The organism is Marinifilum sp. RC60d5 (genome assembly GCF_052400665.1).
Lineage (GTDB): Bacteria > Bacteroidota > Bacteroidia > Bacteroidales > Marinifilaceae > JBQTGK01.
In genome coordinates this window covers 517,011-533,339 of the sequence record NZ_JBQTGK010000003.1, presented here as the reverse complement: position 1 = coordinate 533,339, position 16,329 = coordinate 517,011, and the positions used below count along the sequence as shown (strand labels likewise).

Annotated in this window: 12 protein-coding genes; 2 read left to right on the top strand and 10 right to left on the bottom strand. The window is 35.0% G+C overall.

The window, feature by feature from the left end:
* Positions 1–11: 11 nt before the first annotated feature.
* The 6 genes from ACT3CE_RS09780 to ACT3CE_RS09755 all read right to left on the bottom strand — a co-directional run bounded on the left by ACT3CE_RS09780 (position 12) and on the right by ACT3CE_RS09755 (position 6,587).
* A complete protein-coding gene (locus tag ACT3CE_RS09780) occupies positions 12–761 on the bottom strand; it encodes an electron transfer flavoprotein subunit beta/FixA family protein (RefSeq protein ID WP_444709586.1) in 750 nt (249 codons plus the stop codon).
* Positions 762–857: 96 nt separating this feature from the next.
* Entirely contained in the window at positions 858–2,000 is a 1,143-nt protein-coding gene (locus ACT3CE_RS09775) for an acyl-CoA dehydrogenase (RefSeq protein ID WP_444709585.1), read from the bottom strand.
* Positions 2,001–2,116: 116 nt separating this feature from the next.
* The gene (locus ACT3CE_RS09770; protein ID WP_444709584.1) at positions 2,117–3,361 is read right to left on the bottom strand and encodes a thiolase C-terminal domain-containing protein; all 1,245 of its coding nucleotides are present in this window, start codon (positions 3,359–3,361) and stop codon (positions 2,117–2,119) included.
* A 33-nt stretch (positions 3,362–3,394) separates the two neighbouring features.
* Positions 3,395–4,723 (bottom strand): 3-hydroxyacyl-CoA dehydrogenase family protein, encoded by a 1,329-nt coding sequence (locus tag ACT3CE_RS09765; protein WP_444709583.1) that lies wholly within the window; start codon positions 4,721–4,723, stop codon positions 3,395–3,397.
* A gap of 129 nt (positions 4,724–4,852) precedes the next feature.
* Entirely contained in the window at positions 4,853–5,632 is a 780-nt protein-coding gene (locus tag ACT3CE_RS09760; RefSeq protein WP_444709582.1) for an enoyl-CoA hydratase/isomerase family protein, read from the bottom strand.
* A gap of 247 nt (positions 5,633–5,879) precedes the next feature.
* Positions 5,880–6,587, bottom strand: coding sequence for a YebC/PmpR family DNA-binding transcriptional regulator (locus ACT3CE_RS09755; RefSeq protein ID WP_444709581.1), 708 nt, complete (start codon positions 6,585–6,587; stop codon positions 5,880–5,882).
* A 283-nt stretch (positions 6,588–6,870) separates the two neighbouring features.
* Here ACT3CE_RS09755 and ACT3CE_RS09750 point away from each other — a divergent pair, with 283 nt between their 5' ends.
* Positions 6,871–8,913, top strand: a complete 2,043-nt coding sequence (locus tag ACT3CE_RS09750; protein ID WP_444709580.1) for a hypothetical protein — start codon at positions 6,871–6,873, stop codon at positions 8,911–8,913.
* A 295-nt stretch (positions 8,914–9,208) separates the two neighbouring features.
* Here ACT3CE_RS09750 and ACT3CE_RS09745 read toward each other — a convergent pair whose 3' ends face one another.
* Positions 9,209–9,862 (bottom strand): hypothetical protein, encoded by a 654-nt coding sequence (locus ACT3CE_RS09745; RefSeq protein WP_444709579.1) that lies wholly within the window; start codon positions 9,860–9,862, stop codon positions 9,209–9,211.
* Between the two features lie 154 nt (positions 9,863–10,016).
* On the opposite strand from ACT3CE_RS09745, the gene ACT3CE_RS09740 reads away from it, so the two are divergent.
* Entirely contained in the window at positions 10,017–10,346 is a 330-nt protein-coding gene (locus tag ACT3CE_RS09740; protein WP_444709578.1) for a hypothetical protein, read from the top strand.
* A gap of 125 nt (positions 10,347–10,471) precedes the next feature.
* Here ACT3CE_RS09740 and ACT3CE_RS09735 read toward each other — a convergent pair whose 3' ends face one another.
* The 3 genes from ACT3CE_RS09735 to ACT3CE_RS09725 all read right to left on the bottom strand — a co-directional run bounded on the left by ACT3CE_RS09735 (position 10,472) and on the right by ACT3CE_RS09725 (position 16,026).
* Positions 10,472–11,341: a GIY-YIG nuclease family protein gene (locus ACT3CE_RS09735; protein ID WP_444709577.1), complete on the bottom strand. Its 870-nt coding sequence runs from the start codon at positions 11,339–11,341 to the stop codon at positions 10,472–10,474.
* A 135-nt stretch (positions 11,342–11,476) separates the two neighbouring features.
* Positions 11,477–13,015, bottom strand: coding sequence for a UvrD-helicase domain-containing protein (locus ACT3CE_RS09730; protein WP_444709576.1), 1,539 nt, complete (start codon positions 13,013–13,015; stop codon positions 11,477–11,479).
* A 110-nt stretch (positions 13,016–13,125) separates the two neighbouring features.
* The gene (locus tag ACT3CE_RS09725; RefSeq protein WP_444709575.1) at positions 13,126–16,026 is read right to left on the bottom strand and encodes an NACHT domain-containing protein; all 2,901 of its coding nucleotides are present in this window, start codon (positions 16,024–16,026) and stop codon (positions 13,126–13,128) included.
* Positions 16,027–16,329: the final 303 nt, after the last annotated feature.

Below are 16,329 nucleotides of genomic sequence, written 5' to 3'. Positions count from 1 at the left end.
GTTTTTTTGAATTACAATACCTTAGCTTCATTTTTCAGAAGCCCAACCAATTTCTCTGCTTGCTCTGCTTCAATCATTTTACAAGCTCCTTTAGCCTGAGGTAACTCAAACTTCACGGATCTGGTTAGTATTTCAACTTCGGCAGCCGGTTTCACCTCTAAAGGTTTCTTTCTAGCCATCATAATTCCGCGCATTGCCGGAATTCTAGGTTCATTTGCGATTCCTTTCTGCACAACAGCCACAAAAGGAGTTGTTGTCTTTATTTTTTGTTTACCCCCCGGAATTGCCCGATGCAATACAATATCAGCATCATCAAAATCAATATGCGTAACAGATGATATTCCCGGATAATCCATAAACTCAGCAATCATAGCACCAACAGAGGATCCATTGTAATCGCTGGATTCTATTCCACTAAAAACAATATCATAAGGATTTTCTTTAAGAAACTCTGCAATTTGCCCGGCTACATGATAAGCATCAGCTGCATTTGCTTCAATTCGAATGGCTTTATCGGCACCAATTGCCAGAGCCTTTCGTAAGCTTGCATCGGCTTTTGCATCCCCAACATTAATAATACAAACTTCATCAATAGAATTTCCATCATCCTCTTTCAACTCCACAGCTCTTGTTAAAGCCAATTCGTCCCATGGATTTATGATCCATTGGATACCTGAATCATCAAACAAGGTATTCTCTTCCTTAAACTTTACCTTAGTGGTGGTATCCGGAACGTTACTAATACAGACCAGTATCTTCATATAATGTTTAATTTAAGTATTTGTTGAATTGTTTTTATTCAGATTATAGCAACTAAAAAGGTTTAAATCAATCATCTAAAACATATTAATTTTTGATTATTCCGACAGTAAGCCTCTGGAAATTACTATTTTTTGTATTTCGGAAGTACCTTCGTATATCTGTGTTAATTTTGCATCGCGCATTAAACGTTCCACATGATATTCTTTCACATAGCCATACCCACCATGTATTTGAACCGCTTCGGTAGTTACCTTCATTGCAGTTTCGGCAGCATATAATTTTGCCATTGCACTTGCTTGTCCATAAGCTTTTCCCTGATCTTTTAACCAGGCAGCTTTCAGGCAAAAAAATCTTGCCGCCTCAATTTCTGTAGCCATATCAGCCAATTTAAAAGCAATTGCCTGATGTTTTATAATTTCTTTCCCAAATGTTTTTCTTTCCTGAGCATACTTTAGTGCTAATTCGTAGGCTCCTGAGGCAATTCCGAGAGCCTGAGAAGCAATCCCAATACGTCCACCTTCTAAGGATTTCATGGCCAGTTTAAAACCAAATCCCTCGTCTCCCAATCTGTTTTCTTTTGGTACCTTAACATTATTAAACATTACCGAGTGGGTATCAGATGCCCGCATCCCCATTTTATTTTCTTTTGCTCCAAGGGTAATCCCATTTGTTTTTGCATCAACCAATAATGCATTAATACCCTTGTGTTTTAGTTCCGGATGAGTCTGAGCTATAACAATGTATGTGGAAGCAGTTTTTCCGCTGGTAATCCAATTTTTAGTACCATTGAGGATATAATGATCACCCCTATCAACAGCCGTAGTTCTTTGAGAAGTAGCATCTGAACCAGCCTCCGGCTCAGACAATAGGAAAGCTCCTATTTTCTCTCCACGAGCCATTGGCTTTAAGAATTTTTGTTTTTGCGCTTCGGTTCCATATTTTTGCACCCCCCAGCACACCAATGAATTATTTACCGACATAATTACAGAAACAGAAGAATCTACCTTCGAAATTTCCTCCATTGCAAGCACATAAGAAACTGTATCCATGCCACCTCCGTCGTATTCAGGATCAACCAACATTCCTAAAAAACCTAATTCGGCTAATTTTTTCACTTGCTCAACTGGATATATTGCTTTTTCATCTCGTTCGATAACGCCAGGCAATAATTCTCGCTGTGCAAAATCACGAGCAGCATCACGAATCATTAATTGCTCTTCGGAAAATTCAAAGTTCATAACATTACTTTTTAGGTGTGATAAAATAAACTACAAGACTCACGAACAAATCATTAGTTTATTCTTACTATACTATTTACATACTTTATGTAAGCTTTATTCCGATCAGATTAAATCTATTCCCCTCTTTTGTAAACTATTGCCACCAATGATTTATCATCGCCTCCCATGTTAACAGACAATGCATAAGGCCGCTCCTTTTTCAATTCAATTTGAGCATTACCCGCTTTTCCGGTTAACTGCTCCCAGATGGTAACAGCCTGATGCACTCCTGTTGCCCCCGTGGGATGCCCCCAACCAATTAGGCCTCCAGTGGTATTAAATGGAACTTTACCACCTCTTGAAGTATGCCCTTGTAAAACAAAATCGGGTCCTTTTCCCTCTTTAGCAAAGCCAATTGCCTCAACCCCCAGAATTCCTGCAATAGAAAAGCAATCGTGTACCTCAACCGTTCCCAATTGATCTATACTAATCCCTGCCATACAAATCGCCTTGCTAACAGCATCTTTCATACTTGTTAAGGAGGTCATTATCTCTGGTTTTTTAGTGATATCTGCCACCACATGAGAAAAGCCTACTATTTCAACAGCATCTTTTGCTTCCAAACCAATTTTCTTTAATCCTTCTTCCGAAACAATGGCAATGGCAGAAGCACCATCAGAAACCTTTGAGCAGTCGAATACATTTAAATGATCGACAAAACGTTTGGGGTTAACCGGCACATTTGCTGTCTTTTCTAGATCTTTATTCTGATTATGATATTCCTGAGCAGTTTCGCACAATCTGGCATTTTCGATCGCATTGCAGTACCATTTTGCCATCGCCTTGCGAGTAGTTTCTCTGCCAAATTTTTCGTAGTATGCACCTGCTCTATCGCTAAAAACACCCGGAAAAAAATAGGCATGACCTTCTTTACGTGTTTGCTGCCATCCAGCTCCAGCCAAAACATCAGCTCCATACATGGCTTTCATGGTATTTTGTACTTCGAATCCCAGAGCAAGAACAACATCGGCTGTTTCTGCCAGTATAGATTTTATTCCTGTTACCAGAGCCAGACCTCCCGATGCACAGGCACCCTCTACTCTCACCGATGGTTTGTATTTTAAATCCGCATCAATAATTGGTAAAAAAGCAGGAAGATTAGCTTGCTTGTTAAAACGTGATGCCATAAAATTACCAATAACCCCCTCATCAACATTTTTTGCCCCGCCAATCATTTTTAAAGTTCCCTGTCCGGCCTCTTTTATGTAATCTTCCAATCCCGGGCGTTGCTTTTTCGGATGAAACTCTTTTCTGCCAGTACCCATCGAAATGGTATTATATCCGGCTAGCATATATATTTTTTTGCGTAAAGTTTTCATATCATTAAGGTGTGAGATAGTAAATAAAATACATTAGAAATAATTATTGATAGGTCCGTAGGCATGGAAAAAACCTGTTTCCATTACCGTATTCACATCGGCTGCAGATTCAGCTACATTTGTATCAACAAGCATCTGACCAATTGCCTTTGCATTTTCGCCATAGGCAATGGCCATATTTGCACCCACACTATCTATTTTGTGCAATTCTTCGAAAAAATTCTCCAGCAGTTCGGTTCGGTTCTTTTCACGAACCACCGATTTCCAGTAAATCTTAAAAGTTGGCAGTTCCCCCATCATGGCGGCACAATCCATCTCAATACCTTCTATTTTTACATATTTCCCAGTCTCTAAATTGTATACTTCTTTAATTCGACCTTTTTGATATTTAAATATTCCATCTTTTTGAGAACCATCGGCAAACTGACCACCTTTTATGCCTCTATCGAGTAATTTATTTAATGCATCATGCGATAATTTTTCATCCGGAAAAGAAGCCTGCATACTTTCTAAAATAAAGCGTGTTACATCTACGCCTACATAATCGAGCAATTGAAAAATCCCCATTGGGCGAACCAATAAATCGCGACTAATAGTATCTAGTAAGAAAAAAGCTTTAGCCCAGCCTTCTGTTTGGGCTAAGTCTTCTGCTTTTTTTAAGGCATAAAGGGCATCGCGCATAAAATGACCATTCCCGATAAAACCTGCCACATCATTAGATTGAACCACCGTTTTCCTCATCGACCCAGCCAAATCGACAGATAGATTAACCAATTGTTGATTTATATTTTCTGGTTTTATTACCTCTAATAGTTTCTGTACCACAGGAGGATTGTAAAAATGATATCCTATGATGTCACCAGTAAGCTGAGCTTCCTTCTCAATTTCGCCAATTGGAATTGAAGAGGTATTGGTTAAAAACCAAGCGTCGGGGTTGTTTTGTTTTATCTGTGAAAACAACTTTACTTTTAGGTCTTTATCTTCTTTTATCGCTTCGAAAATCAATTGCGAATTATATGCTGTTTCGATTCTGGTAGACGTTTGAATCATTGTCATTACCTCATTAATAAATTCAGTAATAATTTCTTCGTTGTCGCATAAATCATGACGATCTTTATACCAACCTCTCAGTTCAACAATATTTTTCTCTGCATATTTTAGTAATTGCGATTTTACATAGCCAAGTAAATTGACCAGTGCCAGTTGTGACACATCTATTGCATTCAGAGTAAATTCTTTCTTTTCTTTTCCACCAATTTTTAGCTTTGCCATTTCTAATGATAGCAAAACGAAAATGCCGCTCCCCATTTTTCCTGCGGCTCCTAAAACACTAACATTATTCATTTTTCGGATCAGATCCATATTTTATTATTTTAATTGTACTATTCTTACTCTTGCGTAGGTGTACTTTTTCATTTGAGTAAAAAACAACACCCATTATCAGGACCAGCTTAATGCATTGGCATGCAAAAAGTCTCCCTACAAAATTGATTACTCCCAGTTTGGTTGGCGTTTTTCCAAAAAGGCGTTTACACCTTCTATTCTTTCTTTTTGATCGATAGTAAAAAGACGAGCAAATTCTTTTGATTCCATTTTACTAGCTTCCTGCACATTCATTTCCATTCCCTGACGTACTATTTTTTTTACTAGTTGCACGGCATTGGGACTTTTCGATGAGATTATATTGGCCAATTCGATGGCTATATCCAAAAGCTGACCTGGGGGTGCTAACTTTTGAATCATTCCGAGTTGATAAGCTTCGCTTGCACTAATTCCTTCGCCAAGCATCATTAAATACATTGCATTTCCTTTACCAGCAAGACGTGCTAATCGTTGTGTACCATTAAAGCCTGGAACCAAACCCAAATTAACTTCGGGCAATCCCAAACGGGCCTTTTCGCAGGCCACCCGAATATCACAAGCCAGTGCTAGTTCTAAACCTCCCCCAAGAGCAAAACCGTTAATGGCTGCTATTACCGGAATATTCAGGTTCTCAATCTGTTCGAAAACCGTTTTGCCCATTTCTGCAAAATCATAAGCCTCCTGAGGTGAATAGTTCTGCATTTCTTTTATATCGGCGCCAGCAATAAAGGCTTTGCCTTCTCCTGTTATTACAAGAACTTTTATGGATTGTATGTATTCCTGATTCTCTAAAAAACTGGCTAGTTCTTTAAAAACATTCACATTTAAAGCATTTAAGGCTTTAGGACGAGCCAAAGACAAAATTCCTATTCGGTCTCGTTTTTCGAATTTTAGATCTTTAAAAATCATAGGTGTGAGTAAAACTTTTTTGCATCTACATATCTAAATATAACAAAAACTCTCAATATTTAAAAAGTAAAATATCATTGTTTCAGACGATTAAGCTGCATCCTTCATGTTTAGAGGACTTTAATTGAAATAAAAAAAGTTAAGAAGATCTTTTTATCACTTACTGGCTTATAAAAAACAAAAAAACCCGATTCACATAGAATCGGGTTTTGTATTAGTAAAGATGTAATCTTACTAAAGCATTTTCTTAAGCCATATTGTGATATACATTCTGAACATCGTCGTTCTCTTCCAATTTCTCCAGCAGTTTTTCAACATCAGCAACCTGATCTTCAGGGAGCTCTTTTGTATCCATCGGAATTCTTTCGAAACCAGAAGAAATCACAGTCATCTCATTTTCTTCAAGGTAAGATTGGATTTTTCCAAAATCAGAAAAAGCGCCGTATAACATTACACCATCTTCTTCAGCAAAAACCTCATCAACACCAAGATCTATAACTTCAAGTTCCAGTTCTTCAATATCCTGACCTGTGTTTTCAATTTTAAAATGACATTTATGCTCGAACATAAATTCAACGCTTCCAGCAGTACCTAAACTCCCTTTGCACTTGTTAAAATAAGAACGCACATCAGCAACAGTTCTTGTATGATTATCGGTAGCTGTTTCAATAAGAACAGCGATACCATGAGGTGCATATCCTTCGTAAACAATCTCTTTAAAATCTTTTTGCTCTTTAGAAGAAGCCTTTTTAATTGCACGCTCAACATTATCTTTAGGCATGTTGGCTGCTTTGGCATTTTGAATAACTGCACGCAAACGAGAATTAGATGCCGGATCAGGACCACCCTCTTTTACTGCAATAACAATATCTTTCCCGATTCGGGTAAAGGCTTTGGCCATCTTATCCCAACGCTTCAACTTACGCGCTTTTCTAAATTCGAATGCTCTTCCCATAGTTTATGTATAAAAATTTTCCGCAAAAATAACACTTGTAATTCAATCTGTGAAAAAAAACCGGCATTTTTTATTTTTTATACGTACCAGCTATACCAATTGAATAAACTTATAGGGCATCCTATCTGTTTACTTACTACTTAGTACTGTTTACTTTACTGATGATTTACACCACCGATTAACAAAACAAAATAGATTGTTTTAAAATGAGATTGCTTATTGTTTGAATTTGAACAAATCACTACTTTAGTCGAATCATTAAAAATAAACCTATACTAATCAAATGAAAAAGATAATTATTCTGTTTTCTGCAATGCTATCTCTGGCCTCCTGTGGAAATCAAATTCAATCTGAAAAAAAAGCAGATGTATCTACGATATCTGCCAGCACAATTCATCAGACGATTACAGACTTAAGTAAAAATTCTTTTGACACAAATTTACTTGAAAAAGGAGTAAAGCATGCTGCTCTTTTATGGCGCGAAAGCGATGGTTCGGAAGAAGATTTCAAAACTTTCTGCTCTAAAAACTACATCACCACTAAGGCAGAAAAGGAATTGGTATTTGAGAAGATATCAAGAAACATTGAAATTATTACGGGAAATTTTAATAAGATAACGCTTAATTTACTTGAGCCTGTTCATTTAAATACGTTTAAACAGCACCCTATCGACAATGCTTTTGGTGCTTATAGTGTAGATTCTCATTGGATGAATGATTTCTATCAGAATAAAATTGCATTTACCATTGCACTTAACTTTCCATCGTTTAGTTTGGAAGAAAAAGAAGCCAATGCTAAAAACTGGACCCGCCAACAATGGGCTTATGCACGTTTGGGCGACTATTTTACTGCCAGAGTTCCTGCAGAGTTATTGCAAGCCGCCGGAAGAGCTGCCGCAGGTTCGGATGTTTACATTATGGATTACAATATTTATGTTGGACATTTGACCGATGCCAATGGAAAACGTTTTTTTCCTGAAGACAAAGTTCTTTTATCGCACTGGAATTTGCGCGATGAAATAAAAGCCAACTATGCCAACAAGAATGATGGTTTGGAAAAACAAAAGATGATTTATCAGGTTATGCAGCGCATTATCTCACAGGAGATTCCTGAAAAAGTTATTAATAGTGGCGATTTTGAATGGGACCCCTACACCAATCTGGTTTACCAAAATGGAAAAGTAATTGATGCTACTCCTGAGCCAAACGAGAGGTATCAGCAAATTTTAACTAATTTTCATGCCAATAAAGCAATTGACCCTTACTATCCCGATCAGAATACATTTATTAAAAGACAATACGACGGGGCAAAAGAAATATCGGCGGAAGCAACAGAGAAAATATTCACTGATTTTTTACGCTCGGAAACAACACAAAAAGTTGGTCAATTAATTCGCAAACGATTAGGTCGCGATTTAGAACCCTTTGATATTTGGTACGATGGTTTTAAAGCCCGCAGCGGAATGGATGAGTCGAAACTAGACGCCAAAACCAGAAAATTATATCCAAATGCAGCAGCTTTAGAGGCTGATTTGCCTAACTTATTAAAGAAACTGGGTTTTACTAAAGAGAGAGCTCAATTTTTAGCCGATCATATTTCTGTTGATCCGGCACGCGGTTCGGGACATGCCTGGGGGGGTGCTGCCAAAGGACAAAAAGCTCACCTTCGCACCAGAATTAGCGATAAAGGAATGGATTACAAAGGATACAATATTGCAATTCACGAATTTGGCCATAATGTAGAACAAACCATTTCTTTGTATGATGTTGATAATTTTGTAATGAATGGCGTTCCAAACACGGCTTTTACCGAAGCTTTGGCTTTTATCTTTCAGAAAAGAGACATGCTATTGCTAGATATTAAAGATGATTCGCCACAGAAAGATGCTTTAAAGAAATTGGATCTTTTTTGGAGTGCTTATGAAATTATGGGGGTATCCTTAATGGATATTCGCATGTGGAGATGGTTGTATGCAAATCCTGAAGCTACAGCTGCTGAACTTCGCGATGCTGCTATGGACATTGCCAAAAAAGTTTGGAATGAGTTCTATGCTCCTGTTTATGGTGTAAAAGATCAGACTATTTTAGCTGTTTACTCGCACATGCTAAATAGCCCCTTATACTTATCGAACTATGCTTTTGGTAATGTAATTGAATTTCAACTGGAGCAACAATTAAAAGGCCGAAGTTTTCCTGCCGAAGTTAATCGTATTTTTAAGCAAGGACGTTTAACCCCTAACCAATGGATGCTTGAAGCTACGGGTAATGATTTATCGGCTCAGCCACTTTTGAAAGCTGCTAAAGAGGCTTTGGAAGAGTTGGAATAGAAATTAGTAAGCTTTGGTTTTAACATACAAAAGACTGTCCCTTATGGGATGGTCTTTTTCATTTATAATCTAAATCGTAACCACAGGATCAAAAAAAAGTGTATGCCTACTTCCTTTTATTCATGCGTCATTTCAACGGGTATTCATGAGCTCAGTTTGTACGGTTCTATCGATGAGAATGCAAACAGAGAATCGAGGGCGGATAAGCACATGCAATTTTCAGGCTAAAAAAAACTGAGAGCATCACTTGAAGTGACACTCTCAGTTACTTTAATTGTATGTAGTAAATGGCGAATTAGCTTCGAACCAGAATACCCAAAACTTCGAGATGCTGAGGTGTATCGTAAAGAGCAATTTTAGCCATAGTATCAAAATCATCCATCCACTCGCTTAATGCGAGAAGGTCTTCATTTTTTGATACCGTTGCCATTTGCGACTCTCCCATTTCTCTATCGAAATCGGCACGCAAAGCAAGCAATGTATCCAATTCTGATAAACAAGTAACAGCCACCTCAGGCGTTAACTTTATAAGAGCCAATTTGCCCTGAATGGCAGTATTGGAACTTATTACCGTGTAAAATAACTTGCACCTATCGAAAAAATCGGTGTATTTCGTAGGGAACCGCCCTTTCACACCCAGCTGTATTAAGATATCAGGATCTTTCTTACACAGAATAAGTGCTAAATCTCTGTGTTTTTTGAACTTCATTTCTAAGGCGCTAAAAGTTGTATGATAAGAATTGGATACCACACGGGTCTCCGACTCCTCCTCTTTTTTTAACTCCCAGCTATCCTTAGCTTTGTTATACACTTGCCAGCCTTCGGCAAACTTTGCATCATCAACACCAAATTCGGCTAATGCTGCTTTAATTTCAGGATGCTTTTCTGCATTCGTCAATGCAATACGTGAACGTTCCAAAAATTTTGATTCAGATCTAAAAGATGTCATTGTTTCGATTTTTAAAAGTTAACAATAAGATTTATTCAAATCGAGAGTTAATTTACTTAATTAGAATGATAAAATAAAATTTTAAAGAACATAAAAAGTAAATTGTGTAAACTATACATCTTCACCTAAGCTACTTGCCCAGTAAAATCGGTAAATGGAGCTCAAAATTAATTTTGTAGGCGGTAGAATTGATAATGTAGCTGGTAGAATCCATTCTGCAAGCTCAAAATCGGCTCATTTTCAGGTAGAATTGGCATATCACAGGGTAGAATCGACAAATCATGCCTCCGATTCGATGCTGCAAGCTTCGGTTGCATTTCGCACTTGGTTTTATGCCAATGTAAGCGGTTTTATGCCTCCGCAGGTGGTAAAATTGATGATTTCTTATAACAGCATAATAAATTCTAGCCTCTTACCTAGTAAACCATATAACAAGTACTACCTATTTTGGGTGGGCTTACTATTTTGTAGATTCGGAAGGTGAATTTTAACACTATTTTTTAAAATGAGCGCTTTTTAAAAACAAGCTTAACCACACGAGAGGACTTGTGTGGTAGTAGTGGTATCATGTTGGGCAGTCCCTGCCACACGAACGCTTAGTTGTTAGGCTTAGTTTTTTATTAAATTTTCTTCAATTGCTTTTAATGTTTTACCATTAGAATCTTTCCAACTTTGAGGACCGCTTCTACTTGTTCCTGCAACTAAAGCAGCGGCATAAGAAGAAGAACTTAAAACAAGGTCTTTCATTAGAATCAATCTATTGTCTCTTTTGATAAGAGTTTTTTCTTCGATTAGTTTATTTCTTAATAAGTTGATTTTTCCAGGAATACTAGTTGTTGTTTCTAAAGAAATTTCCGAATCTTTTATAAGTAGGAATCCTTCATCACTTTGTTTTCCATGAGCAATAAGTCCATTTACATTAAATGATAAATCATGTCCACCTAACAAATTATTGTCTGGTTCTGTAATTGATGAATTTAAAGGTTCCAATAATCGATGACCAAGAGTTCCTAATAGAATTCGGCAATTATGAATATACTCTTCCATAGCATCTTTGTCTGCCCTAGGTAAAGTTGATTCAGTAGGTTGGTTGCCATTTTCTAAATTATACCTATCTGCAATTTGTGTAAGTGTTGTAAGTCTAGATTCTAAATATTTTACATGAGATTTAGTAAGATTTTCATCTTTGCTAGTGAAAATTATGACTTCATTCCAAAAATCTTTTTTTCTATCATGTTCAGTTAGTCTTTTAAATACGTTTTCAGATTCACCTATGTAAACAGTGTTTTTTTCATCAGTAGAATGCTTTTCAAGTAAAAAGTAAACACCAGGTCTTTGTGATTCTTCCCAATTCTTAAGTTCTGAGAATCTGCTTCGCGGACAAGCAATTGCTTGACCAGACCAATTGGCAATTTCAACATGACGTAATCCACTTGGAGAACCATCTGATAAATATATTTTAATACTCCTTCCGAACATTCTGTTTTAGTTTTTTAAAATTAAGCCTAGCTATTCAATAAGCATAGCCCCCGCTGCCGCACGCATCTCTTCGTGTGGCTTTTTTTCTAAAGCAAAACCACACGAGAGGACTCGTGCGGTAGCAGTGGGTTCATTTTATTTTTTTATGAATTCTGACATTCTCCCTTGATAGGTTTTCTTTCTCCAATTGTATTTAAATTCATCTTTATTTACAGTGTTAACAAAGCGTCCCGTCCAATTTACCTGAGAAATAATATGTAATGACTTTTTTGCTCTTGTCATTGCTACAAAAAGTAATCTTCTTTGTGCTTCAATAGTATCAAGTCCCTTTTTTGAATTGGGAACAATGCCCTGTACAGCACCTAATAGAAAAACATGGTCTGCCCCAAGCCCTTTTGATTTATGTATTGTCATAATATTTACTTTATCTGGCTCGAATTCAGCTTGCGGAGTTAGTTCTTTGGTAAGTTTACTAATTGATTCTAGTAAATTATCTTCATCAATTAACTCTACTAAATTTGAAAACTCAGGGTGACTTTCATTAAAATCAGGAAGAGCAGGAGGTACTGATAGATAAGATTTAAATGGTTCTTCTATTTTATTTAGTTCTAATAACTTTGCAATAACAGTAGCGCCATTAATGTCGGAATCTAACCCTTCCTTGATAATTGTTTGAAATCCTTTTCGGTCAATAAGTCCAATATTTATGTGATAAAAAATTAGGTTTAATATCTTGTGATTGGAATAAATAGACCTTAACAACCAAATTCTTTGAAGTTCATCAATGCTTATAGAATTCCCAATAAAATCGACTATAGGTATATCGTTTTGTGTCAAAAATTCCATTACTGAGATTAGAGGATTTTTAACAGGGCTTAATATTAAAATTGAATCTTCACTTGTTTTTCTAATTGCATTTATTCTTTGAAGTATTTCTATGTTTACTTCATCACAATCAAGTATTTGGTCAATGTATAGATTCCCATCTTTACCTATTTTATTCCAAGGTTTATCGACTCGATTTTTATTTTCTTTTATTAGAGCTGAACTAATATCAACAATACAGTCAGGGCATCTATAGCAATTATTTTCGTGCTCAAGATTTATAACATTTTTATCATTATGTAAAGATATTAATACGTCAGGGTCAGCATCTTTGAATCCATAAATTGACTGGTCATCATCTCCAAGTATTATTGTTTCACTAGCAATCTTTGCTAATTCAAAAACAAGTTCTTGTTCACTTTCATTGAAATCTTGGAATTCATCAACAACTAATAAATCTATTTTGCCAATAACATCTTGAATATAAACAGGATTATTTTTAATGAATGAACTACAAGTACTAATCATATTTGAAAATGTAGTACATCTAAGTTGCTCACAAATTGTATTAAAATCAACTTCAATTTTAATAGATAGTTTCTCCAAAGACTTAATTTCTATTGGGTGAAGAATATGGAAATTGTCCATCGGATTTATAGACATAGCATAACTATGCAATGTTCTACATCTAACATTATCATAAGTTTCAAAGCTATCATTAAGGTCATTTACCGTTGCGTTTGTAAATGACAATATTAAAACTGATTTTGCATTACTATATTCTTGGTCAATAATTCCACGAATATTTGTTGTTTTACCTGTTCCTGGTCCTGCCAAAAGTACTTTCATGTTCGTTTTTTTATATGCCACCTAACGGCTAGGCTATGAAGCGTACTTTTTTGTGTTGCGCCTGCGGCAAAAAAGTATGATTTATGAGCCATTGTTAGCGAATGTTATTTCTACTTAATACTTCTAATAAAGTCTTTACTCCCATCAATTTCATTACCGATTGTTAACTGTTTAGATTTCATATACAACTTCAAATTAGCAACTGTTTTTATATCCAATTTGCAATTTTTAAAATACATCAATGGGGTTTCTCCAGCTTTTGATATTAAATGTTTACTTATTTGAGATTTTTGATCATTCCTTGATAAATCTAAGTTACTGAAATCAACATCTGTAAGTCTACATTTATCAAAAACAATACTAGCCATTTTTGAATTATTAAAGTTGACATTATACAAATGGCAGCTACTTAAAATAGGTATTTGAAATTTACAACTATGAAAGGTAACATCTTTAAGTCTGTAAAACTTACAATTATTGAATGACTCATGATAGAATTCAATATTTTCAACAGGTATATGTGGAGCTGAAGTCCTTTTAAGCAGAGGTAGTACAATATCTAAGTTTCCTTTTAATTCAAATTGTTTTTTTATAAAAGCGATTTTAAAAGCTTTTATTACAAACTTCACATTTCTATTACTTGAAATTAATTTTGAACTACCAACCATAATTAGTCCTAATAGGATTATTACCAGAATTAAAAATGGTAATAATAATAGGATTAGTGCTGTCATTGACCAAGGGATATAGTAAAAGTATAATATAGTTGTTGCAACTATAAATGCTAAAAAAAAGAATCCAATTAATGTATCACCCCTTTTTAGAAAAAATCTAGTTGTTGAGTTTTTTACATGGCTCAAAATACTACATTGCACTAATAATAGTAACGCAGGAATTTTTTTATTCTCCTTGTGTTCGTTCGGAATTGCGTCATATATAAAACTGACGATTGAGTTAGACCAATCTTCGTATAGAATTTGCGATTTAAACTTCCTATCCTTGATTAAGCTTATAATCTCCTTTGCTACGAAATATTCGAAAAAAGATTTATGGACAAATCGAAAGTAGTCATTATCTAATTCAATAAAATACCCTGTCAAAATCTCATTCTCAAAACCTTCTTTTTGATATTTTTTTGAGAGATTTTTTAATTCATATATTTCTATAAATTTATTTAGTTCATCTTTTATATAGTCTGCACTAATTTTATATTGTTTAGACATAAAAATCTGAACTGCAATATGCCTAAAGAAAGATTTAATAAATTCTCGCTTTTTGTTACTGTCTGGAATAGCTGATTGAATTTCTTTACTCTCTTGTCTGTTTATCCAATAATTTACATACTTCTCAATAGCCCCACCTGGATTATGAATCTCCTTGCTATCTTTCCGATGCAGATTGGGAAGCATTTCTCGAATTATATGCATGAGAGATGGCCTTTTGCATAATTCTAAAATGCTTGGAGCGCTAATTATCCAATTAAATAACTGTTCTGTTCTTTCTGGTTTATAATACTTAGATATGTAATCTTTTATTTTTGAATCATCTAAAAAGGATAAACGAATACTACTACAATATGGCTGTGTTTGAATTACTTCTTCCTCTTTTGATATAATATTAAGCGTATGCCTTAATTCAAAATCAGAGGGAAAATACGAAGATCTACCTGCTAATAATATTTTATTATTCTTATAAGCTAGTTTCCAAATTTCATTAATCTGCTTAAACCTATCCTCGTGAGTCCCCACAAAACCCATTTCATCAAAAGCATCTAGAAGAAATAAGATTTTCCCTTTATGAATTAATATTTCAAATAACTCATAGTCAACACCTAGATTCTCAGCTACAAAAGCACTAAGTGTCTTTTTGATACCTCCATGTCTAGGAGAAGTGTTGTTTAATGAGATGAAAACAGGAAACCTAAAAACGATACCTTTATTAAGGATTTCTTCGGACATTACTTTTGAGAAAAACTTAAGAAAAGAAGTCTTTCCCATTCCGTAATCTCCCAACAAAACTAAATGTTTAGGATCTGGAGAGTTTATCAGCCAATCTTTAATATATGCTTCAAGATTCAAATTTGGAAATTTCTCTTCTTCCAGTGAGTAACTGGGCATTATGAATGTTTCAGATAAAGTTTTCTTGTCTGTATTTTTTGCTACAGCAGAAAATATTTTTTCATTGTTGTATTTTGTAATTAGAGATTTAAGATATAACCTAAAATCTATGAGTTCATTTAGTATAGTGTCTTCAGTTCTTGCGAAAAAATTACTAATGCTCAATTTTTCAAAATTAGCGTGCTTCGCAATATAATAGTAGTCATACAAGTATTCTATTTTGTCCTCTTTGGGTTTTAGCTTTTTTATTAATTTCTGCAGTTCTTCTAAAGTTTCTCGTTGTTGGGTTGCAGTAATATCAACCAAATTTTCATTATCGAGATATTTTGCTACAATAAAGTAGTTCCTAAACCCCTCATTATATTTCCCATACAATAAATTATCTTTTGTAGACACATTTAATGTCAATCCTTGCTTTTTGTATTTTAATTCAAAATAGTTTTTAAGCCTTTCGTGAAAAATTGGAGATTCCTTAAAGTTGTCTTCTGGAAATGCTAAATCTTTTTTTTCTGCATCATTCCCATTTTGTCTTGTAACATAGTTTTGAATCGCTTTTTGGTTTCTTGCTTTAAAAGCAATGTTGAGTAAAAAAACAACTGTTACACAGAGTATCCCATAAATTCCTATGGAATAAATTTCAATATCTGTATTGAATTTAGGTAAATCAAATTCGAAAGTTTTATTTGCTATTTCTATTATCCAATTTAATATCTGTGGTGTTATTGACGGATTAATAATGCAAAATGCTGTAAATAATGTAGCAATTGCATATTTGAAAATATAATTACTATTCTGACTGAACCGACCTTTTTTTGCTTTAAAATACCATCCGATGATAAGTTTTATAAGGATGAAAACAAGTACTAAAGTGAAGATGTATAAAAATGTAATCATTAAATAAGTTTATTTCTTAAATGGTTAAAATGAGCAGAAGTATGTTTATCTTTAATATCCCTAACTATTCAGTAACCCTACCCATACTATCGATATATTTCCTTTAGGCAAAGTTGCTTTTTTATTTTTGTTGTAAATATAATAATTATTTTGCGAGCTATAAATGGAGCGAAACTATTGTTTTTATGAAAACTATAATCGCTATCTAGTAAAGTAGACTTCTCCCCGCTGCGGCACGCATCCCTTCGTGTGGCTTTTTTTCTAAAGCAAAACCACACGAGAGGACTCGTGTGGTGGCAGTGG